We start from the raw sequence: 20,562 nt of genomic DNA, 5'->3' as shown, positions 1-20,562 counted from the left end.
CAGCCAGGAGGACAAGACGATGAGCGCAGGAAAACGGCGGGTGCCGGGCGTCGAGGTGCGGCAGCGGAAGGACGGCACGACTGCCTACCGGGTGCCGTGGCGTGAGGGCGGCGCCCGCGACGGTGAGCGCCGTTCGGAGACCTTCGACGACCTCGACGAGGCCAAAGCGCTTCCGAGGAGCCCTCGTCGCCAACGGGTACCGGAATCCGTACGAGGGCTGCTCAGGGGCAAGGGCCCAGACCGTCACCTGCGAGCGGTCAGCCTGACCGAGGACCCCACGGCGGTCCCGGCCTCGGTGGTGCGGTTCGTCGCCGAGCAGCTCGGCCTGGCCAGGAACGGCTGCGGCTGGAGCCGATGCGGGTGTCCGGCAAGGCCATGGAACTGGCCCTGGACCGCGCCCGCGAGGTGCGGGGCCTGGGCGCCAGCGCGGTCGATGTCGGACGGTTCCCGGCCGCGCGGATGACCGGGCTGGCCCGCTACGGGCTGACCCTATTGTTGGCTGATGCGCGCACACCATATTGACCGCCCAGCCGATCTCGACGTGGTCCGTGAGTCCTATGACCGGGTGGCTGACAACTACGCCCACATGGTGGTGACGACGGGAGTCGGCGACATCCGCAGCCATCCATGGCTCAAGGCATCGATCGACGCCTTCGCTGACACCGTGAGCGGGCTTGGGCCTGTCCTCGACGTCGGCTGCGGACCCGGAACGGTGACCGCTTACCTCGCCGAACGCGGACTCGACGTGTCCGGGGTCGATCTCTCCCCTCGCATGATCGAGAACGCGCGCCGTCTCCATCCGCAATGCCGCTTCAGCGTCGCCTCTGCCACCGACCTCGACCTGGACGAAGGGTCCCTTGGCGGCGTGCTCGGATGGTGGTCACTGTTCAACCTCCCCCGTGACGTCCTTCCTCAGGTTCTCGCTCTCTTCGCGCGCGCCCTGAAGCCAGGCGGACACTTCATCACCGCAACACACGTCGGCGACGAAGACGCGGTGCGCACCGAGGCATACGGAGGTGTCCCCGTTCGTTGGACGACACACAAATGGCGGCCCGAACAACTCGTGGACCTGATCGAGCAGGCCGGCCTGCACCCGGTCGCCGAACTCCGCCTCCCTCCGGAGGAGTACAGCGGGCCGGGCCTGGTCATCATGGCCAAGCGCCCCTCCTGAGGACCAGGCGCCGGAGGCGGCACAGGGCCTCGTTTCCGTTCGGATATTCCCCAGGGCTAGCGCTGGGCTAGCGCGCCACGCGGTAGCGGAGGTAGGCGACCCTCGAGCTGAAGGTGCGGGTCTCGACGAGTTCGAGATCCACCCGGCGCTCGCGTTGGGGAAAGAACGGAATGCCACCGCCGACCAGCACCGGGTAGACCATGGCCCGGTACTCGTCGATCAGACCCAACGCGGCCGCCTCGGCGGCGAGAGTCGCGCCGCCGATCGCGATGTCGCCCTCCCCAGGCTCGGCTCGCAACCGCTCGATCTCCTCCGCCAGGTCGCCGGAGGCCAGGCGGGCGTTGCCCTGCACCGCCGACAGCGTGGTGGAGAACACCACCTTTGGGAGCGGCTTCCAGAGCGCGGTCCACTCCAGCTCTGAGTCGTCGAGCGATGGATCCTGGTCGGCGGTCTCCCAGTACAGCATCGTCTCGTACAGCCGTCGTCCCAACAGGTGGACGCCGACTTCTCGAATCTCGTCGATCCAGAAGCGAAAGACCTCCTCGTCGGGCGCCGTCCAGTCGAAGTCGCCGTCCGGCCCGACGATGTAGCCGTCAAGTGAGACGCTCATCGAATAGGTCACGCTGCGCATCCGAAGCCCTCCTCGGTACCGGACTCGACAGTACGACCGCCGGACGCCGCAGAACTCATCGCGGCTCGCGGAATCCCCTGGCCAAGGGCTCCTCACAAAAGTGGTGGACTTGACCTGGTCAGCGATCGGTGTCGCGCACGAGGCCGCCGGGTAGCGGGACGCGGTCAGCCGCGCAATCGCATGCGATAAACCCGGCGACGTCGACGATCATCCCCGGGATACTGGTCGCCCATGGATGAGGTCGAGGTCGTCGTCGCCCATTCCGAGCGGGCGACCCTGCGCGTCGGCGACGTGTTCCTGAAGGTGGACGCCGATCAGGCGCGCATCGATGTCGAGGTCGAGGCGATGGCCCTGGCGCCGGTCCCTACCCCGGAGGTCCTGTGGCGCAAGCCGCCCGTGCTCGCGATCGCCGCGGTCTCGGGGACGGTGCTGGGCCGGCTCGGTGAGCCGTCGACCGCGTCGCCGGCGGCGTGGGCCGCGGCGGGTGCCGCCATCCGGAAGTTGCACGAGGCGCCGTTGCCGCCCTGGCCCGGTCGGCGCCGCCGGGGTCCCGACGAGTTGGCGGCGGAACTCGACGGCGAGTGCGAGTTGCTCGTGACGAACGGCGTCCTGCCCGCCGACCTGGTCACCCGCAACCGCCAGGTCGCCGAGGCCGCGATCCGGCCGTGGACTCCGGTGTTCACGCACGGCGACCTGCAGATCGAGCACGTCTTTGTCAACGGCGACGAGGTCACCGGCGTCATCGACTGGTCCGAGGCGGGCCGGGGTGATGCCCTGTTCGACCTCGCCACTTTGACGCTCGGACACGAAGAGCACCTCGGCGACGTCATCGCCGGCTACGGCACCGACGTCGACCTCGACGTGATCCGCGCGTGGTGGTCGTTGCGAAGCCTGCTGGGGGTTCGCTGGCTGGTCGAGCATGGCTTCGACCCGTTCGCGCCGGGCTGTGAGGTCGACGTGTTGAGATCCCGGATGTGAGGCTGCGCGGGCCCGACCGCTCTGGGTGCGTTCTGACGCATCGAGCGGGCCACCCCCAGCACGGCTCAATGATCAGATGACAGATCCCGCCCCACGCGAAGATCATCAACAAGGTCGGCGATCTTTCAAAACACGGCCTACCGCGGGGGCATGCGTGCATGCGAGGGCGTATCTGAGGTCTTGGTCATCTGCTGTCGGACCCAAATCACCTGGTCCGTGACCCACTTGCGGCTGACCTTGGGGTCCGGGTGCGCCCTGGCGTACTCCGCCGGTGAGACCGCCTCCCCCCGCTTCTATCCGCTTGCAGAGGTCGGCACGGACCGCGTTCCGCCGGGCGGTGGCCTCGGCTGTGCGGGCACGCTTTTGCGCCTCGGACGCGGCAGAGGTGCGCGGTTTCCGGCGGGACCTCGGCCGCGGTTGTACGGGCTCCTCCGCCGCCACTCCCCCTCCGCGACGTCCCTGCGGCGCACATCAACTCCCCAGGTATACATGGGGAATGGCAACGGCAACCTTCGTACTCGTCCACGGCGGCGGTGACAGCGGCTGGGCGTGGCATCTGCTCGAAGCCGAGCTGCGCTCGCGGGGGCATGAGACAGTCGCGCCGGACCTGCCGTTGGACCAGCCTTCCGTGGGGCTCGGCGATTACGTCGATGCCGTCGTCGAGGCCATCGGCGAGCGGCGGGATCTCGTGGTCGTCGGCCACTCCCACGGCGCCTTCACCGCACCGCTGGTGGCCGGCCGGCTCCCGGTCGGCATGCTGGTCCTGCTGGCCGGGATGATCCCGGCCCCGGGCGAGCGGCCGGACGACTGGTGGGAGACGACCGGCTGCAACCAGGCCAGGGACGCCGCGGGCCTGTCCGCCATCGAGGACCCCTTCGAGAGCTTCTACCACGATGTTCCGCGCGACCTGGCCGAGGAATCCATGCGCAGGGAGCGGGAGGAATCCTCCCGGGCCGGCAGCGAGCCCTGGCCGCTGGCGGCCTGGCCGGACGTGCCCACGAAGTTCATCGTGTGCAAGGACGACCGCTTCTTCCCGCCCGAGTTCTTCCGCGACCTTGCGCGAGCGCGCCTCGGCATCGTGCCCGACGAGATCGGGGGAGGCCACTGCGTCGCGCTCAGCAGGCCGAAAGAGCTGGCGGACCTGCTGGTGGGCTATCTCCAGGTGTGACCCCGCACGACGCAAGAGACCTTCGAGCCTGTACGCCGTCCTCCAGGACTCAAATGTGGACGCATGCCGAGTGAGACGACCACGGGGCGCATATCGCAGTATGCTCTGGTCATGGCGGACACGACACGTATCACGGTGACGCTCCCGACCGAGCAGGTCGCCGAACTGAGGAAGCTCACAGACAACGTCTCCGGTTATGTCGCCGAGGCGGTGGCGCGTCAGCTGCGGCACCAGCTGCTCGGTGCCGACCTGCTGCGCCACCAGGAGGAACACGGGGTCTTCACCGAGGAGGAGCTTGCGGAGGCTCGTTCCAGGATCTTCGGGACGACGGATGCCGGCGGGTCGGCGAGCGCGGCGTGACCGAGCACGTCGAGACCGTCGTCCTGGACTCTCAGGGTCTCTCCGCCTGGGTCGCGCAGGATCGCAAGATCCTTGCGATGTTCCAGGTGTTCCATGCCATGGGCGCCGATTTCGTCATCGGAGCCAACACCATCGTGGAAGTCAGCCACGCGCAAGTGAACATGCCTCGGCTGCGGTGGGCGCTGTCCCGCGTCAAGGTCGAGCCCGTGAGCGAGGGCGCGGCGAAAGCGTCCGCGGAACTGCTCAAGTCCGCGGGTCTGCACGGCCACAAGTACGCGATCGACGCGACTGTCGCCGAGGTGGCACTGCGCCAGCCGGGTCCGGTGGCCATGCTGACGTCCGATGTCGATGACATGGCCCGGTTGTGCGGTGACCGCGTCCGGCTCATCGGCATCTGAGCGGGCAGGCATAGGTGGGCTGCGCCCGGCACCTGAGGGAATCCGCCCTGGTCACGCTGCGATAGGCGAAAAGGGCTTGACTGACATGTTCGGCGTGCCGAGATCGATGATGTATGGGCACCTCGACAAGACCAAGACCGTGCCCCGCCAGCCCAAGAAGACCGCGGTCACGAAACCCTGACCGGTCGTTTGCTGCCGGTCACCGGTCCCTCGGGCATCGCCTGCATCGACACGCGATGCGGGAGCCTGCGCGCCGTGCGCAGCAGCCCCGCGTAGAGCAGCAGCAGGGCGTCCTGGACGAGCACGAACCAGCTCGGGCGCTGGGGCAGGTAGTACGGAAGCAGCCGCAGTTGGCCACCGTGAGCCCGCGTGCGTACGCCTGTGCGGCCAGCAGCGCCCACACGGGGACATTCCCCTCGGGAGGGCCACCGACTGGGCCTACGGAAACGAACGGGCAGCCCGCATCGGCGGCGTGCCGGACCCACATCCGCCTCAAGTCATGTGGGGCCGGGCGTAGTTCGTCCAGGTGACCGACATCGCTGGACGAACAGCTCGCCGAGCCGCACCCCCTGGCCGCTCCGGACCGCTTCTGGATTCTTCTGACCGGTAACCGGCCCGACCTTGCCTGCACATCCGCACTGGCGTGTGAATGTTCGACTCCCGGGGTCATCCTTGTGGCGCCACCGAGCGTGTTTCGTTGCTGGCGACGGCGGAACGAGGACCCTCGGCAACATGAAGGAGATCACGAGGCGTTTCGCCTGTGCGGTGGGCGGCGCCTGTGCGGCCATCCTGGCCCTGACCGGCGCGGCCATGCCCCACCCCGGAGTCGCCGCAGCAGAAACGGTCATGCAGCAGACTCTCTCCATCGGCAACCCGGTGGACGGCAACAACGGCTTCGGAGTGATCACCGAAGGCGACATCGTGCTGGGCAGTACCGAGACGGAAGGCAACGTCGCCGTCGGCGGAGACCTGAGCTACGGCGCCAATTACAACGTCTCCCTGCACAGCACGGGCTCGTTCACCGCTCCCGGCGACGCTCAGCCCACGGCACTCCTCGTCGAGGGGGCGGTCGATTACCCCGACGGCAACCCGTCAGGCGTGCTGAGGGTCCTCAACAACGGCTACGTCAAGATCGGCGACCTGTCCGGAAGCGACGTCCTGACGCAGGACAGCAACGGCGCTTCCGTCAACACACGGGTCGTCGCCGCGGGTGCGGCATACGACTCGGCGCCGCGCATCGAACTGACCACCCGCCAGCCCGCGGCATCCGTCGGTCCCGTGTCCGGCCTGATGGACTTCGCCTCCCTCTTCGCCCGCTACCGCGAACGCTCCGCGACCCTCGCGAGGTGCAACAACACCGTGCAACTGCTGGACGCGGGCGGCGATCCGCTGGCGGACCAGAGCACCGTACCGCCCGGCTCGAACATCAACATCTCGCTGGCCACCGACCGTACGAACGTGCTCCATCTGACCGGGGCGATGCTGAACAACATCTCGACTCTCACGTTCCTGAACCACCCGACGGCCTCCGGGCCGCTGGTCATCGTCGTGGACACCACGGACCAGAGCGGCTCGTTCACGTGGAACACCCCCACCATGGCCGGGGTCAGCGGCAGCGACGCCCCGTACATCATGTGGAACTATCCGGACGCCACGTCGGTCACCCTCGCCAGCGGGGACTCGCTCGAGGGCACCATCTACGCACCGCGTGCGCATCTGGCGGACGTGGTCGCGTCCAACATCGAGGGGGACGTGATCGCGAACGCGTTCACCGCCGGTCCGCCGGTCGGCGGGAACGCCGGCGAGATCCACGAGTTCCCCTTCGCCGCGGACCTGGAGTGCACCACGGGTACAGTCACGCCGACACCGGAGCCCACGCGCACCTGCCCGCCGGTGCCGACCACGTCCGAGCCGGCAGTGAGCACAACCACGCCCAGCACCCCTGGGGCCACCACACCGGGGGCCACCACACCGGGTGCCACCGAGCCCGGGCCCACACCGAGTGCCACCCCGCCTGGAGCCACGCCACCCGGTACCGCCCCACCGCGCGCGTCGACCACTCCCAAACCGACGTGCCCCCCGCAGCTGGCGCACACCGGTTCAGGGAGCGCACCAGTACACCTGGCCGCGGCGACAGCGCTGCTGGCCACCACCGTCGGCGGCGTACTGCTCCTGTGGCGGCGCCTCAGAGGCTGATCTGGGCTGTGGTCTAGGCGCCGAGTCGTGGCTCGGTCGTCAGACGCGGAACTCTTCGCCCTCGCAGCGCTTGACCTGCTTGATGCGAGCTTCGGCGATGTCGGAGATGCTGCCGTTCTCGATCTCGGCGCTGACCGGGGCCGTGGAGTCGCTCTTGGACCACATGTCCCCGGCGTTGACGTCGTAGCCGAGGTCCTTGCCGAAGCCCTGCTTCGTGATCTTCGCGTGGTTCGATTGACAAGGTCGGTGATGCGGGTACTTCAGCGGAGCTTGCTCAGCGCCGGTCGGGGCGTCGATGACGTGGTGGGTGCGGGCGGCGCGCATGTTGTGGACCGAGCCGGGCAGTGCGCGCGAGGCACATATAGCCGTCGCGGGTCTTCTTCGGCCGGACGTCGTCGAGGTGTTCCCCGGCGCGCTGGTCGAGTGCGGCGAGCACGGACCGGCGCGAGGGCAGCGCGGAGGGTGGGCTAATGGCTGTTGGCCGCGATGACCTCGATGGCGCAGCGGGCTTGGTTGCCCATGCCTTTCTTGATGCGGGCATCGGCCGTGACCAGCGGCACGCCCAGAGCCTCGGCGAGAGAGACGTACTGGGCGTCGTAGGCCGAAAGATTGGCGTGCAGCTTCTGCACCCGGCTCCAGAACGGCAGCGTCTCGCGCTTGATGATGGGGAGGAGCCCGTAGGCGTCGATCGCCTTCTCGGTCTCCTTCTCGGTGATCTTGCCACCGCGTCGCATTCCAAGGAGCGCGGACATGACCTCGTAGTCCAGCAGGGTGGGGGAGTAGACCTCGTTGGCCCGGGCGATGTGGGTGCGAGCCTTGTCGCCCTCGGGAGTGTGCGCTGTGAGGGCGGTGATGAGGGCGGAGCAGTCGATGACGATCAACGTCCGGCCCTGCCCTCGTCGATGGCGGCGAGGATGTCGGCGTTGCTGATCTCTGCGGTGGTCTCCCGATTCAGGCGCTCCATCATCTGCGCCATGGTGGGCTTGGAGGTCTCGCGTGCGATGAGGTCGAGCAGAAACACCTGGAGGGACTGCCCGGCCTCAGCGGCCCGGATCTTGAGCGTCTGGACCTGTTCTTCCGGGACATCACGGATGGTGAGCGCAGTCATATCTGCACTCTATCAGCGATGCATGCATTTTGCAGATTCAATTCGTCCTGGCAGAACCAGACCCTCTGGGCGGCGCCGGAGCGATCTGGGCCGCGCCGGAGTGGAGGGAGAAGGGGGCCGGGACCCGCTCGGTGGCCCGCGGGGCGGGTCGGGTGGGAGAACTGCCGTGAAGCAGTGGAGCTCCGTCCGCCGAGCTGGTCCCGGCTCATGTCAGCGCAAGGAGAACGTGGCCAGCCGCAGGCCCTCGCTGAGCACCAGGTACACGTCCTGGCGGCCCTTCGCGGCGGCCGAGAGGTTCGCGGTCACCGTCTCGTACGTGTACGCCGAGCCCGTGTCGGCCGTCTTCGCCGTACCCACGAGCGTGCCGGTCGGGGAGCCGAGGCGGATCTCGACCGTCCCGGGGACCGCCCCCGCCACGCGCGCCGTGAACTCAGCCGCGCCCCGACCCAGCTGCGCATCGGCGAACTTCAGCCATGCGCCGGGGTCCGTGGCCCCCACCGCGGTGCCCCGTGCCTTCGACTCGTCGACGAGGCGGATGCCCTCGTAGTCGTCGAAGTTCTCCGCGCGCGTCGTCTTCGTGAGGTCCCGGGCCGGGATCGTCTCGCCCTTCACCTGCACTGACGTACGGGTGCGGATGTCCTCGGCCGAGGCCCCGACCAGCACGTCGTACGTGCCGGTCTCCACGACCCACTTGGAGCGCGTCACGTCCCAGTGCGCCAGGTCCAACGCCCCGACCTTGAGCTTCACCGTCTTCGTCTCGCCCGGCTTCAGCGACACCCGCTGGAACGCCTTCAGCTGCTTCAGCGGCTGCTTGTCGCGGGAGACCCGCTGGTGGGTGTAGAGCTGCACGACCTCGTCGCCCGCCCGCTTGCCGGTGTTCGTGACGGCCACCTCGTAGCCGCCGCTGACCGGCTTCACCTGGCCGTACGCGAAGCTCGTGTACGACAGCCCGTATCCGAAGGGGTACAGCGGATCGCCCTTGAAGTACTGGTAGGTGCGGTCGTACTTGATGTTGTCGTACTCGAGGATCGACGGGAGGTCGGACTCGGACCGGTACCAGGTCTGGGTGAGGCGGCCAGCCGGGTTGACGTCGCCGAAGAGGACGTCGGCGAGGGCGTTGCCCGTCTCCTGGCCCGCGTGGGTCGTCCACAGCAGGGCCGGGATCTCCTTCTGGAGATTGCCGAGGGTGGTCGGGTAGCTGTTCTCGACGACCACGACCGTGTTCGGGTTGGCCGCCTTCACCGCCTTGACCAGGGCTTCCTGCGAGTCCGCCAGGCCCATGTCGGTGCGGTCGCGGGTCTCGCGGCCGTTGATCGCGGGCATCGAGCCGACGACCACGACGGCCGTGTCCTTGCCCTTCACCGCAGCCACGGCCTCGTCGACTCCGCTGCGGACCACGTCCTTCGTGTAGTGCGCGGCGTTCTCCTTGGCGACGAGGCCGAGCGTGCCGTCCTCGCCCGTCGGGCCGAGGTAGGTGGGGTTCGACCACCACGGTTCCTCGGTCTCGTAGCCGACATAGCGCAGCAGATACGTCCCATCGTCCTGCTTCTCCAGCTTGAACTGCTGCTGTACGAACCAGCCGCCCGGCTGTGCCTGGTCGTTGACGAAGTTCGACCAGTTGTAGCCGATGTACTTGCCGTTGGCGGCCGAGCGCAGTGTCAGCACGCCCTGGCCCCAGTCGAAGGCGTCGAACTGCGTGTCCGCCGAGGCGGTCGTCGCGCTCTCCTTCAGCGGCTCCCCGTCGGCGTCCGAACCCGCCGTGACGTACTTGCCGGTCTCCGTGTTCTTCAGCGCGATGCGGTCGACGGCCTCGCTGCTCGTGACGTCACCGGAGGCGCCGAGCTTGTTCGCGATGCCGTCCTTGGGCGTCACCGCGTACGGCAGGGTGCCCGAGTACCAGTCGGTGTAGAGGGTGTCGGCGAGCGGGCCGACGACCGCGACTTCCTTCGTCTCCGACGCCTTCAGCGGCAGGGCCTTGCCTGCGCTGTTGTCGTTCTTGAGCAGCACCATCGCGTCGGCCGCGGCCTCGCGGGCGAGCTTCTGGTGGGCCGGGCTGTTGATGACGGACTTGTCGATCTTGCCGTAGCGGCCGCCGTCCGGGTCGAACTCGCCCAGCCGGACCCGGATGTTCAGGATGTGCCCGGCGGCCTCGTCGACGTCCGACTCCTCGAGAAGGCCGGTCGAGAGGGCGTCCTTGACGGCTGTGGTCGTGGGTGCGGAGTTGGTGTCGTCCCCGGTGAAGCTGTCGATGCCCGCCTTCAGTGCGGCGGCGTCGGCCTCGGCCTGCGTGTCGTAGTACTTCTGGCTGTTCACGAGGTTGCCCGGTGCCCAGGCGTCCGTGACGTTCAGCAGCTCCCGGTCCGTCCAGCCGCGCACCGTGTCGTTCAGCAGCGGTGTCACCGTCGCCGGGCGGCCGTTGACCAGGTTGTACGACGTCATCACGCCGGTCACCGCGTCCGCCTCGATCGCGGGCTTGAACGCCTGCTCCTCGTACTCCTTGAGGACCCGCGGGCGCAGGTCGGACGAGGTGCGGTCGCGGCGGATCTCGTTGTTGTTGGCGAGGAAGTGCTTGATGGTGGGGGCCGTCTTGAGGTGGTCGGGGTCGCCGCCGGTCAGGCCCGTGCCGTAGGCCGTGGCCATGCTGCCCGTCAGATACGGGTCCTCGGAGTAGCCCTCCTCGTTGCGGCCCCAGCGCGGGTCGCGCAGCGGATTGGCCACCGGCGCCCACACGTTGAGACCCCAGCCGGCCGGGCGCTCCTGCTGGAAGCCGCGGGTCTCGTCGCCGACGGCCGAGCCGACCTTCTTGATCAGCGCGGGGTCCCAGGTGGAGGCGAGCCCGACGGCCTGCGGGAAGACGGTGGTCTTGCCGAGCCAGGCGACGCCGTGCAGGGCCTCGGTGCCGGTGCGGAACGACTGGATGCCGAGGCGGGGGATCGCGGGCTGGTACTGGTGGAGAAGGGAGATCTTCTCGTCGAGGGTGAGGCGGGAGAGCAGGTCGTCGACCCGTTGGTCGACGGAAAGCCGCGGATCACGGAAGGGGTAGACCGGGTCGTCGGCAGCCGCGGGGCTGGTGGTCGCCCCGAGTCCGGCCATCAGGGTCAGGGCCAGGACCGGTATGGCCCTGCGTCTTGCTCTTGCTCCCGCTCTGCGCGGTCTCGTGCCTCTCACGTTCACGGCTCCTTCGGTGTGCGTCGTTGCAACTGGCGAAGTGATGCGACTACGTGGGGGGAGTGGGCGGCCGTATCGACGTGGGGGCGCCTCCGCGGACGTACAGACGGGCTCAGTGGGCGGGCCTCGGCGCCGAGCTCGCGCGCGCCGTCAGCCGCGGCGCGAGCAGCGTGGCCTCCGGTACGGGAACGCGGTCGAGCTTCTTCATCAGCAGCTCCACGGCCCGCGCCCCCACCTCGGCGGACGGAATGGCGATCGAGGTCACGGGGATACGGAACTGCTCGGCGAGCTCGTCGGGGCAGATGGCGGTGACGGACAGATCGCGGGGCACGCGCAGCCCCAGCTGTTCGAACGCCTCGATGAGCGGCTCCACGACGGGCTCGTTGTGCACGACGACCCCGGTGAGCGCGGGCTGCTCGCGCAGCAACTGCTCCGCGACCTGCCGGGCGGCGGCCGGGGTCGCCTCGCACGGGTGGAAGGACGAGGTCAGACCGTGCCGGGCGGCGGTCGCGGTGAAGCCCTGGACGACACGCTGGGCGAAGCCCGTCTCCCGTGCGTACACCTCGGGAGGCGACCCCACGAGCCCCACGCAGCGGTGCCCGAGCAGCGCCAGATGCTCCACACAGGCCCGGCCCGCCGCCTCGAAGTCCAGGTCGATGCAGGTCAGCCCGGCGGGCTCGGCCGGGAAGCCGATGAGCACCGAGGGACGGTCGAGCGTACGCAGCAACGGCAGCCGGGAATCGTGCAGTTGGACGTCCATGACGATGAGCGCGTCCACGAGCGCCGAGTCCGCGACCCGCCGCAGCCCGTCGTCGCCCTCCTCCTGCGTGAGCAGCAGCACGTCGTGGTCGTGCTGCCGCGCGCTCGTCACCACGGAGACCGCGAACTGCATGACGACCGGCACATGGATGCCCGTACGCAGCGGGATCACCAGCGCCAGCACGTTGGACCGGCTGCTGGCGAGCGCCCGTGCACCGGCGTGCGGCCGGTAGCCCAGCTCGCGGATGGAGGCCTCGATACGCCGGCGGGTCTCCTCGGATATGGGGCGCTTGCCGCTCAGCGCGTAGCTGACCGTGCTGGCGGACACCCCGGCGTGCCGCGCCACGTCTGTGATCTTGACCAAGACTTCCCCCTCAGCGGTCCAGTACCTGTCAGTTGGCGCCGAGCGTCTCAGGGTTGCCGCGTGTACCGAATGTGCCATTTGTGTCGGATGCGCCGGAGGGGCCCTGGCCCAGCTCCAGGGTGAGGAATCCGGTGCCGGCCTCCGCCCGGACCGTCCGCCCTTCGGCCGCCAGCTGCCAGGGCGCGACCGGGTCGCTCGCCGAGGCGCGCAGCGTGTCGCCCTCGCGTACGACGGTGAAGGTGACGTCGCCGACGGGCACCGTCACCTGGGCGCCGGGCTCCAGGCCGTACGCCTGCAGCGTCACCCCGTCCGCGTACGCGTAGTCGGGCCGGTCGTCCACCGCGCCCACCGGGATCACCGCACCCGGCCGGACCAGCACGGGCGCGCTCAGGAAGCCGTGCCGCTCGCGCACCCAGCGCGGACCGGTGACGGCCTCGCCGGTGAGGAAGTGCGTCCAGGTGCCCTCGGGCACGTAGTACGACACGTCGCCCTCGTCGGAGAAGACGGGCGCGACCAGCAGGTCCTGGCCGAGCATGTACTGCCGCTCCAGATGCGCGCACCCCGGATCGTCCGGGAACTCCAGCACCATCGCCCGCATCATCGGGACGCCCTCGGCGTGCGCGGTGCGCGCGGCCTCGTACAGATACGGCATGAGCCGCAGCTTGAGCTTGGTGAACAGCCGCAGGACGTCCACGGCCTCCTCGTCGAAGAGCCACGGCACGCGGTACGACGAGGAGCCGTGCAGCCTGCTGTGCGAGGACAGCAGGCCGAAGGCGATCCACCGCTTGAACAGGGCGGGTGACGGGGTGCCCTCGAAGCCGCCGATGTCGTGGCTCCAGTAGCCGAAGCCCGACAGGCCGAGCGAGAGCCCGCCGCGCAGCGACTCGGCCATCGACTCGTACGTCGCCTCACAGTCGCCGCCCCAGTGCACCGGGAACTGCTGGCTGCCCGCGGTCGCCGAGCGCGCGAAGACGACGGCCTCGCCCTCGCCCCTGTGTTTGCGGAGCACATCGAAGACGGTCTTGTTGTAGAGGTACGTGTAGTAGTTGTGCATCCGCTCGGGGTCCGAGCCGTCCGCGTAGGCGACGTCGACGGGGATGCGCTCGCCGAAGTCCGTCTTGAAGCAGTCGACGCCCTGTGCGAGCAGCGCCTCCAGCTTCGCCGCGTACCACTCGCGCGCCGCCGGGCTGGTGAAGTCGACCAGCGCCATGCCCGGCTGCCACAGATCCCACTGCCACACGCTGCCGTCGGGCTTCCTCAGCAGATGCCCGAGCGCCTTGCCCTCCGCGAACAGCGGCGACCGCTGCGCGATGTAGGGGTTGATCCAGACGCAGATGTGCAGGCCCCGGTCCTTCAGCCGGGACAGCATGCCCTCCGGGTCCGGGAACACGCGCGGATCCCACTCGAAATCGCACCAGTTGAACTCGCGCATCCAGAAGCAGTCGAAGTGGAACACCGACAGCGGCAGGTCCCGCTCGCGCATGCCGTCGATGAACGACGACACCGTCTGCTCGTCGTAGGAGGTGGTGAAGGACGTCGACAGCCACAGCCCGAACGACCAGGCGGGCGGCAGTGCGGGCCGGCCGGTGAGCGCCGTGTACTTGCGCAGGATCTCCTTCGGCGTCGGGCCGTAGATCACGTAGTACGTCAGCGCTTGCGTCTCGGCGCTGAACTGGACGCGGGACACCACCTCCGAGCCGACCTCGAAGGACACCTTTCCGGGGTGGTCGACGAACACGCCGTAGCCCGCGTCGGTGATGTAGAACGGCACGTTCTTGTAGGCCTGTTCGGTGGCCGTGCCGCCGTCCGCGTTCCACATGTCGACGACCTGGCCGTTCTTGACCAGCGGCCCGAAGCGCTCGCCGAGCCCGAACACCGAGGTGCCCACGCCGAGGTTGAGCTGCTCGCGCAGGTAGTGCCCGCCGTCCGCGTCCCGCATGATGCCCATGGCCTTGGTGCCGCTCGTGGTCAGCGTCCGGTCGCCCGCCAGGAAGTCGACGTGCCAGGGTCCGGTGCGGGCCACGCGTACGGACAGAGCGCCCGCCGTCAGAAGGGCGTGCTCCTCGTCGTACGACACCTGCGGACTGAACCCGCTTTCGGACTCCTCGCTGATCTGGAAGCGGGGGCCGCGCTCCTCCTCGCCCTGGAAGTGGGTGAGGGTGACGCCGATGACGTCGGGCATCGGGGCGTGTGCACTGATGGTCACGACCGGTCCCTTCAGCAGGTCACCGCGGTGGCGGATGGGCTGGGTCGGGGCGTGGATCTGCAGGGTGCCGGGCTCTTCGGAGGTGACGTCGAGCACCTGGACCGGGTAGGCGGCGGTGACCCCTTCGCGCAGCAGCCAGTAGCCGTCAGTGAACTTCATGGGCTTCGTACACCCCTTACTTGACCGCGCCCACGGCGATGCCGCGGGTGAGCGTCCGTTGGAAGACGAGGAAGAAGACAATGGCGGGCAGTACGCCGAGCAGAGCGGCCGCGTTCGTCATCGTGGCGTCCATCAGGCGCTGGCCCTGGAGGACGCCGAGCGCCACCGACACCGTCTGGTTGTCGTTGGAGATCAGCATGACCAGCGGCAGCAGGAACTCGTTCCAGGTCCAGATGAAGAACAGGACCATCAGCACCCCCATGGTGGGGCGGCTGACCGGGACGACGATCCGCCACAGGACCTGCCACTTGTTCGCGCCGTCGATCTGGGCCGCCTCGATGATCTCGCGCGGGAACTGGCCGAGGATGGACGACAGCAGATACGTCCCGAAGGCCGACTGGATGACGACGAACACGATGATGACGCTCAGCCGGGTGTCGTAGAGGCCGACTTCCTTGGACAGGTAGTACACGGGGTAGACCAGGGCCTCCTGCGGCAGCATGTTCGCCAGGACGAAGAAGGCGAGCACCCAGGGGCGGCCCTTGATCCGGCCGATGCCGATCGCGTACGCGTTGAGGACCGACAGGACGACCGCGCCGACCGCCACAGAGCCGCTGATCAGCAGGGAGTTGACGAGCTTCTGCCCGAAGTCGACGCGCTCCCAGAAGTCCTTCAGGCCGTCGAGATAGAGACCGTCGGGCAGGCTGAGGGGGCCGTTCGCGGAGTACTCGGCGGGCGATTTGACCGCGTTGATCGTGACGATCAGGAACGGCAGGATCATGAAGACGGCCGCGATGACGAGAGCGGCCAGGACGGGATATCTGCGGACGGCGGCCATCGGGCCCCTGGAGCTCGTGGCCTTGGCCGAGGTGTGACCGCTCATCGTGACCCCGCTCATCGGGCTCCCTCCTCGGCGTCCTCAGCGCGGGTCTGCAGACGCAGGGCCACCAGGGCCAGCGCCAGGATGATCACGGTCAGCACGGTGGCGACCGCCGAGCCGTAGCCGACCTGCGTCTTCTCGAAGAAGTTCTGGAACGAGAAGTACGAGGGGACGTTGGTCGCCCCGCCGGGACCGCCCTTGGTGAGCACGTACACCGCGCCGAACACCTTGAGCGCGGCGATCGTGCACCACAGCATGACGACATAGATCTCCGGGCGGATCTGCGGCAGCGTGACGTGCCAGAACCGCTGCCACCAGCCGGCGCCGTCCAGCTCCGCGGCCTCGTACAGCTGGGGGTCGACGCGCTGCAGCCCCGCCATGAAGACCACCAGCGGGAAGCCGATCTGCACCCAGACCATCACGCCCATGACGCTGTAGAGCGCGATGTCGGGATCGCCGAGCCAGTCCTGCTGGAGCGAGCCGAGTCCGACCGTCTTCAGCAGCTCGTTCAGCGAGCCGTTCTCGGGCGCGAGGATCCAGCTCCACACGATGCCGGCGACCGCGATCGGCAGCACCTGCGGCAGATAGAAGCAGGCCCGCAGGACGGCCGCCGTCTTCGAGCCGAAGTGCTTGGCGACGAAGTCGAAGAGGGCCGCCGCGACGACCAGGCCGATGGCGGTCGGCACGACCGCCATCGCCACGACCATCGCGAGGCTGTGCCGGAACGAATCCCAGAACGCCTCGTCCTCGAGGAGCCTGCGGTAGTTGTCGAGCCCCGTCCACTTCGGGGACCCCACGCCCTGCCAGTCCGTGAAGCTCACGCCGGTGTTCATCAGGAACGGCAGGACGACGATCGCGAGGAACGCGAGGGCGCCGGGGAGCAGGAAGAGCGCGTACGAGTTGCGGCGGGGACGGTGCGGGGGCCGCCCGGCAGTCCGGGACTTACCGGTCGCCCGGCCCCCGCCGCTCCGTTCGGCGAGCACGGTCATTACTGCGGCACACCGTCGTCGTAGGCCTTCTGCAGCGCGTCGAGATACGCGTCCGACGTGGCCTTGCCCGTGATGAGCTTCTGCGTCTCGGAGACGAGGACGTCGTAGAAGCCGGGGACGGGCCAGTCCGGATAGAAGGCGAGGCCGTCATTGGCGGACAGCGTGTTGAAGTTCTCGATGAGGGCCTTGGACTGCTCGTCGGTGATGGCGGACGCGTCGGCCGCGACCGGGACACCGCCCTTGTTGCCGAGCAGGTTCTGGTACTTCTTCTTCATCGTGATGTCGATGAAGTCGTAGGCGAGTTCCTTGTTCTTGGCGCCCTTCGGCACCACCCACAGATTTCCGCCGGAACCGAGCGTCATCTTCGAATCGGGCCACAGGAAGGTGCCCCAGTCGTACTTGATCTCGGCCTTGAACCGGCCGAACCACCAACTGCCGGAGAACAGAATGGGATTCTTGCCGGCAATGAATGCGACACCCGCGTCCTCGGCCTTGGTGCCGCTCGAACTCTTCGCTATGTAGCCCTTCTTCACCCAGTCCGCGAAGGTCTCGGCACCATAGGTCCAGGCGGCGTCGTGGAAGTCCGTCTTGCCCTTGTAGAGCTCGTACGAATCCACCCAGGGGCGGTCCGCCTTGGAGAGCGCCAGCTGGTAAAGGTACTGCTGAGCCATGTACTCGGCACCGGCATTCGCGAGCGGCGTGACGCCGTTCTTCACGAAGGTGTCCATGGCGTTGGTGAGGTCGGCGAGGGTCTTCGGCTCGGCGATGTCGTACTTCTTGAAGAGGTCCTTGTTGTAGTACACCATCGTGTACTCGGCGTAGTTCGGGATGCCGTACCAGTTGCCGGACCCCATCACGCCCTTGGCGTCGTACTGGCTGGTGGTGCGGACGCTCGGCGCGATCAGCTTGTCCCACCCGCGCTTCTCGACCTCGGCCGTCATATCGGTGAGCAGCCCCTGCTTCGAGAGCAGACCGGCCGTCGCGTTGCCCTTGTTGTACTCCATGAGATCGGGCGCGTCGTCCGAGTTCAGCACCATCGGCGCGGTCTTCTGGATCTGCTCGAAGCCTTTCTCCTCGAACTTCACCTTCACACCGGGGTGCGTCTTCTCGAATTCCTTGATCGCCTCGTTCCAGGCCTGGGCCATTGCGCTGTCCGGGCCCTCGTAATGCCAGAGCTTGAGGGTCTTCGCATCGGACGAACCGCTGTCCGAGTCGCCGCAGGAGGCCAGGAGCAGGGTTCCCGAAAGAACCGCCGCCGCTGCCGCCGCACGCCTTCGTGCCGTCAACATCCAGTGCCTCCGAAGGGAGTGGAGAGATCACTTGCGGGTGGATCGCGTGACGCCGCGCTGTCGAATGCAGTCGAATCCCGTCGAATCGTTTCGATGATCATCGTCGAAGCGCTTCGATGGGGAACTTATGTGCGCGCTGCTGGTGCGTCAATGGGCTGGACGGGAATTTCTGGCGGATGCGCGAGCGGCGGAAGATGAGATCAGGAGCGCGATTGCGGCCGCGGCGACCGGCACGCCGTATCCCGCCGCGGCCGACACGTGCTCCGCTGTCCACCCGCCCAGGGCCGAGCCGCAGGCGATGCCTCCGAGCAGGGCGGTCACCGCGAGGGTCATGCCCTCGTTCAGCCGGTCATCGGAGGTGCGGCGCTGCACCAGCGTCATCCCGGTGATCATCGTCGGGGCCGTCGCCATCCCGGCGAGCAGCAGCGAACCGGCGAGTGCGACGAGGGAGCCGGTGAGCGAGGCTGCCAGCATCGGCAGGCACATGAGGACCGTCATCGCCGCCACGCACAGCGGGTAGCGGCGCTCCGCAGGGCCGGCCGGCTTCACGGCCCCGTACAGCAGCCCGGCCGCGCACGAACCGGCCGCCTGCAGCGCGAGCACCACACCCGCGGCCGCTTTCTGCCCCTGTGCATCCGCGAACGCGATCGTCACGACCTCCATCGAGCCGAAGACCGCACCGGTGGCGAGGAACGAGACGAGAAGATGCGGCATCCCGCGCGCGCGGAGAGGCGACGCGGTCTTCGCGGCGGTACGCGGACGTGGCGGGGGCTCGGTCGAGCGCTGGGCGGCGAAGACGAGAATCCCGGTCATCAGGAGCGCCGCGCCGACCAGGGTGCCCGCCTCCGGGAAGAAGGTCCCGCACAGGAAGGCGGCACACACCGGGCCGAGCATGAAGCACAGTTCGTCCGCTGCCTGTTCGAAGGAGTTCGCGGTGTGCAGCGCCTTGGCCTCGCCGTTGAGCAGGTGGGACCAGCGGGCCCGTGACATGCCGCCGGTGTTGGGTGTCGTGGCCGTCGCGGCGTACGCGGCGAACAGCGTCCAGTCGGGGGCTCCGTAGTGCACGCACAGCAGCAGCGCGATGCTGCCGAGCATCGCGAAGGCCGTGGCGGGAACCGCGATCCGCGCCTGTCCGCAGCGGTCAACGAGCCGTGCCGTCCAGGGGGCGACCACGGCCGTCACCGCCAGCCCAGTCGCCGTCACCGCACCCGCAAGGGCGTACGAGCCGCGCGACCCGGCGATCATGATCACGGCGCTCACGCTGAACATGCCCATGGGCAGCCGGGCGATGAGATTCCCGATCGTGAACGCACGGGCGCCGGGGATGGCGAAGAGACGGGCGTACGGTGCCAGGGGATGCGGGGGCGCCTTGTCCGCCAGGGCGCGTGAGGGCCCCTTCGCTGTCAGGGTCAGTGGAGGTTCGTCGTCCCCCAAGGCCCGCGGCGGCTCGTCGTCCGTCCGTGCCCGCGGCGGTTCGTCGTCCGCCAAGGCCCGCGGCGGCTCGTCGTCCGTCCGTGCCCGCGGCGGTTCGTCGTCCGCCAAGGCCCGCGGTGGCTCGTCGTCCGCGAGGGCCCGGGCGCGCGGCACCGCGGCCGCTATCAGGGAATCTCCGGTGACGGCCAGGAACAGTGAGGATGGTTGTTGCGGCATGCATCAAACGGTGCCCGCGGCCGTTCCGGGTGGTCCAACACCTTCTCGATGCCGATTAACGCACCTGCGTTGTAAGTTCGCCCAGTGCCCGCCGCCCTGGACCCCCGTCTCCTCCGCGCCTTCCTCGTCGTCGCCGAGGAGCTGCACTTCACCCGCGCCGCCGCCCGGCTGTACGTCGCGCAGCAGGCCCTGAGCCGCGACATCCGTCGTCTGGAGCGCGAGTTGGGTGCCGAACTCTTCGTACGGACGACGCGCCAGGTGGCCCTGACCGCCCATGGCGAGCGGCTCGTTCCGTACGCACGGCGCGTGCAGGAGGCGCAGGACGCCCTGCTGGCCGCCTTCGGCCGCGGGGCGGCAGACCGGGCGCGGCCGCTGCTTGTGGACGTCAACAGCCCGGGACTGGTCTTCGACAGGATCCTCGACCGCGCCCGTGAACTCGCTCCCGACTCCGAGCTGATGGCCCGCTTCGAGAGCGGCCTCACCGGCGCCGCGGCCGAGATGCTCGCCGGGCGCCTCGACGCGTCCTTCGGACGGTACGCCGGTCTGGATCTCGCGCTACGCGACCGCCTCGCGCAACAGCCGGTCAGATACGAACCGATGGCGGTCATCCTGCCGCAGGACCACCGGCTGGCGGAGCGCGAGGCGGTACCGCTCGACGAACTCGCGGGCGAGACCGTGTACGCGGGCGCCGGCAACCCCCGCACACCCGAGTGGACCGACCTGGCTCACCGACTCTTCGAGGGCCGCGGTATCGAGGTCGCGTCGCCCGCCCCGCTGGCGGTGGGCACCGAGGAGTTCCGGCGGATCATGGCGAAGTACCGGAACCCGGTGCTGGCCGTGGTGGATTTTCCGCCTATGCCCGGCTGTGTCCTCCGGCCCCTCGTGGACCCCGTCCCCCTGTCACCCGTGTCACTGGTGTGGCCAAAGGGACTGGTGCATCCGGGACTTGACGCGCTGCGTGAGGCCGCGGCAACGCTGGCGAGCGAGTACGGATGGCTCCGGCGGCCCACGAACGGATGGATTCCAGCCGCGGACGCCCACGTCATGCTGTGCCGGGAGTGACGCGGCGGTACGACTGTCAGTCCGGT

The 20,562-nt window shown here is 68.7% G+C and carries 20 protein-coding genes; 8 read left to right on the top strand and 12 right to left on the bottom strand.

What is annotated here, in order from left to right; all coding sequences use genetic code 11:
• The first annotated feature begins 360 nt into the window (after positions 1–360).
• Both ACSMXV_RS17395 and ACSMXV_RS17390 read left to right on the top strand, forming a co-directional pair.
• Positions 361–522, top strand: a complete 162-nt coding sequence (locus ACSMXV_RS17395; protein WP_473178501.1) for a hypothetical protein — start codon at positions 361–363, stop codon at positions 520–522.
• Positions 503–1,171 (top strand): class I SAM-dependent methyltransferase, encoded by a 669-nt coding sequence (locus ACSMXV_RS17390; protein ID WP_473178500.1) that lies wholly within the window; start codon positions 503–505, stop codon positions 1,169–1,171. Before ACSMXV_RS17395 ends, ACSMXV_RS17390 begins: the two co-directional genes overlap by 20 nt.
• A gap of 67 nt (positions 1,172–1,238) precedes the next feature.
• Here the strand turns inward: ACSMXV_RS17390 and ACSMXV_RS17385 are convergent, their stop codons facing one another.
• The gene (locus ACSMXV_RS17385; RefSeq protein WP_473178499.1) at positions 1,239–1,802 is read right to left on the bottom strand and encodes a dihydrofolate reductase family protein; all 564 of its coding nucleotides are present in this window, start codon (positions 1,800–1,802) and stop codon (positions 1,239–1,241) included.
• Positions 1,803–2,033: 231 nt separating this feature from the next.
• Between ACSMXV_RS17385 and ACSMXV_RS17380 the strand changes: the two genes are divergently transcribed.
• The 4 genes from ACSMXV_RS17380 to ACSMXV_RS17365 all read left to right on the top strand — a co-directional run bounded on the left by ACSMXV_RS17380 (position 2,034) and on the right by ACSMXV_RS17365 (position 4,706).
• Complete coding sequence (locus ACSMXV_RS17380) at positions 2,034–2,780, top strand: phosphotransferase family protein (protein WP_473178498.1); 747 nt, start codon at positions 2,034–2,036, stop codon at positions 2,778–2,780.
• Between the two features lie 496 nt (positions 2,781–3,276).
• Entirely contained in the window at positions 3,277–3,948 is a 672-nt protein-coding gene (locus ACSMXV_RS17375) for an alpha/beta hydrolase (protein WP_473178497.1), read from the top strand.
• Positions 3,949–4,059: 111 nt separating this feature from the next.
• Positions 4,060–4,308, top strand: coding sequence for a hypothetical protein (locus ACSMXV_RS17370; RefSeq protein ID WP_473178496.1), 249 nt, complete (start codon positions 4,060–4,062; stop codon positions 4,306–4,308).
• Positions 4,305–4,706: a DNA-binding protein gene (locus tag ACSMXV_RS17365; protein ID WP_473178495.1), complete on the top strand. Its 402-nt coding sequence runs from the start codon at positions 4,305–4,307 to the stop codon at positions 4,704–4,706. The genes ACSMXV_RS17370 and ACSMXV_RS17365 overlap by 4 nt, the downstream gene beginning before the upstream one ends.
• A gap of 167 nt (positions 4,707–4,873) precedes the next feature.
• Here ACSMXV_RS17365 and ACSMXV_RS17360 read toward each other — a convergent pair whose 3' ends face one another.
• On the bottom strand, positions 4,874–5,107 hold the full coding sequence (locus tag ACSMXV_RS17360; RefSeq protein WP_473178494.1) for a hypothetical protein: 234 nt from the start codon (positions 5,105–5,107) through the stop codon (positions 4,874–4,876).
• A 331-nt stretch (positions 5,108–5,438) separates the two neighbouring features.
• Between ACSMXV_RS17360 and ACSMXV_RS17355 the strand changes: the two genes are divergently transcribed.
• Positions 5,439–6,902: a collagen-binding domain-containing protein gene (locus ACSMXV_RS17355; RefSeq protein ID WP_473178493.1), complete on the top strand. Its 1,464-nt coding sequence runs from the start codon at positions 5,439–5,441 to the stop codon at positions 6,900–6,902.
• 39 nt (positions 6,903–6,941) lie between these two features.
• On the opposite strand, the gene ACSMXV_RS17350 is transcribed toward ACSMXV_RS17355, so the two are convergent.
• The 10 genes from ACSMXV_RS17350 to ACSMXV_RS17305 all read right to left on the bottom strand — a co-directional run bounded on the left by ACSMXV_RS17350 (position 6,942) and on the right by ACSMXV_RS17305 (position 19,474).
• Positions 6,942–7,226 (bottom strand): hypothetical protein, encoded by a 285-nt coding sequence (locus ACSMXV_RS17350; protein WP_473178492.1) that lies wholly within the window; start codon positions 7,224–7,226, stop codon positions 6,942–6,944.
• A 143-nt stretch (positions 7,227–7,369) separates the two neighbouring features.
• Positions 7,370–7,783: a type II toxin-antitoxin system VapC family toxin gene (locus ACSMXV_RS17345; protein ID WP_473178491.1), complete on the bottom strand. Its 414-nt coding sequence runs from the start codon at positions 7,781–7,783 to the stop codon at positions 7,370–7,372.
• Positions 7,780–8,010, bottom strand: coding sequence for a FitA-like ribbon-helix-helix domain-containing protein (locus tag ACSMXV_RS17340; protein ID WP_181660424.1), 231 nt, complete (start codon positions 8,008–8,010; stop codon positions 7,780–7,782). The genes ACSMXV_RS17345 and ACSMXV_RS17340 overlap by 4 nt, the downstream gene beginning before the upstream one ends.
• 210 nt (positions 8,011–8,220) lie before the next feature.
• Positions 8,221–11,103 (bottom strand): glycoside hydrolase family 3 protein, encoded by a 2,883-nt coding sequence (locus ACSMXV_RS17335; RefSeq protein ID WP_473178490.1) that lies wholly within the window; start codon positions 11,101–11,103, stop codon positions 8,221–8,223.
• Positions 11,104–11,290: 187 nt separating this feature from the next.
• Positions 11,291–12,301 (bottom strand): LacI family DNA-binding transcriptional regulator, encoded by a 1,011-nt coding sequence (locus tag ACSMXV_RS17330; protein WP_473178489.1) that lies wholly within the window; start codon positions 12,299–12,301, stop codon positions 11,291–11,293.
• 28 nt (positions 12,302–12,329) lie between these two features.
• The gene (gene yicI, locus ACSMXV_RS17325) at positions 12,330–14,666 is read right to left on the bottom strand and encodes an alpha-xylosidase (RefSeq protein WP_473178488.1); all 2,337 of its coding nucleotides are present in this window, start codon (positions 14,664–14,666) and stop codon (positions 12,330–12,332) included.
• 16 nt (positions 14,667–14,682) lie between these two features.
• Positions 14,683–15,504 (bottom strand): carbohydrate ABC transporter permease, encoded by an 822-nt coding sequence (locus ACSMXV_RS17320; protein ID WP_181862668.1) that lies wholly within the window; start codon positions 15,502–15,504, stop codon positions 14,683–14,685.
• A gap of 56 nt (positions 15,505–15,560) precedes the next feature.
• Entirely contained in the window at positions 15,561–16,535 is a 975-nt protein-coding gene (locus tag ACSMXV_RS17315; RefSeq protein ID WP_473178487.1) for a carbohydrate ABC transporter permease, read from the bottom strand.
• Positions 16,535–17,824, bottom strand: a complete 1,290-nt coding sequence (locus tag ACSMXV_RS17310) for an ABC transporter substrate-binding protein (RefSeq protein ID WP_473178486.1) — start codon at positions 17,822–17,824, stop codon at positions 16,535–16,537. Before ACSMXV_RS17310 ends, ACSMXV_RS17315 begins: the two co-directional genes overlap by 1 nt.
• A 147-nt stretch (positions 17,825–17,971) precedes the next feature.
• On the bottom strand, positions 17,972–19,474 hold the full coding sequence (locus tag ACSMXV_RS17305; RefSeq protein ID WP_473178485.1) for an MFS transporter: 1,503 nt from the start codon (positions 19,472–19,474) through the stop codon (positions 17,972–17,974).
• 84 nt (positions 19,475–19,558) lie between these two features.
• Between ACSMXV_RS17305 and ACSMXV_RS17300 the strand changes: the two genes are divergently transcribed.
• Complete coding sequence (locus ACSMXV_RS17300) at positions 19,559–20,536, top strand: LysR family transcriptional regulator (protein ID WP_473178484.1); 978 nt, start codon at positions 19,559–19,561, stop codon at positions 20,534–20,536.
• The last annotated feature ends 26 nt before the right edge of the window (positions 20,537–20,562 follow it).

The sequence above is a fragment of the Streptomyces sp. DSM 42067 genome, from assembly GCF_055792885.1.
The sequence above is the reverse complement of the archived record's forward strand: the minus strand, read 5'-3'. Positions and strand labels throughout refer to the sequence as shown.

Bases quoted from the DNA above. Each gene is read 5' to 3' on its own strand.
- ACSMXV_RS17390 (WP_473178500.1), top strand. From the start codon at position 503: ATGCGCGCACACCATATTGACCGCCCAGCCGATCTCGACGTGGTCCGT.
- ACSMXV_RS17385 (WP_473178499.1), bottom strand. From the start codon at position 1,802: ATGCGCAGCGTGACCTATTCGATGAGCGTCTCACTTGACGGCTACATC.
- ACSMXV_RS17380 (WP_473178498.1), top strand. From the start codon at position 2,034: ATGGATGAGGTCGAGGTCGTCGTCGCCCATTCCGAGCGGGCGACCCTG.
- ACSMXV_RS17375 (WP_473178497.1), top strand. From the start codon at position 3,277: ATGGCAACGGCAACCTTCGTACTCGTCCACGGCGGCGGTGACAGCGGC.
- ACSMXV_RS17370 (WP_473178496.1), top strand. From the start codon at position 4,060: ATGGCGGACACGACACGTATCACGGTGACGCTCCCGACCGAGCAGGTC.
- ACSMXV_RS17355 (WP_473178493.1), top strand. From the start codon at position 5,439: ATGAAGGAGATCACGAGGCGTTTCGCCTGTGCGGTGGGCGGCGCCTGT.
- ACSMXV_RS17350 (WP_473178492.1), bottom strand. From the start codon at position 7,226: ATGCGCGCCGCCCGCACCCACCACGTCATCGACGCCCCGACCGGCGCT.
- ACSMXV_RS17340 (WP_181660424.1), bottom strand. From the start codon at position 8,010: ATGACTGCGCTCACCATCCGTGATGTCCCGGAAGAACAGGTCCAGACG.
- ACSMXV_RS17335 (WP_473178490.1), bottom strand. From the start codon at position 11,103: ATGGCCGGACTCGGGGCGACCACCAGCCCCGCGGCTGCCGACGACCCG.
- yicI (WP_473178488.1), bottom strand. From the start codon at position 14,666: ATGAAGTTCACTGACGGCTACTGGCTGCTGCGCGAAGGGGTCACCGCC.
- ACSMXV_RS17320 (WP_181862668.1), bottom strand. From the start codon at position 15,504: ATGGCCGCCGTCCGCAGATATCCCGTCCTGGCCGCTCTCGTCATCGCG.
- ACSMXV_RS17315 (WP_473178487.1), bottom strand. From the start codon at position 16,535: ATGACCGTGCTCGCCGAACGGAGCGGCGGGGGCCGGGCGACCGGTAAG.
- ACSMXV_RS17310 (WP_473178486.1), bottom strand. From the start codon at position 17,824: ATGTTGACGGCACGAAGGCGTGCGGCGGCAGCGGCGGCGGTTCTTTCG.
- ACSMXV_RS17305 (WP_473178485.1), bottom strand. From the start codon at position 19,474: ATGCCGCAACAACCATCCTCACTGTTCCTGGCCGTCACCGGAGATTCC.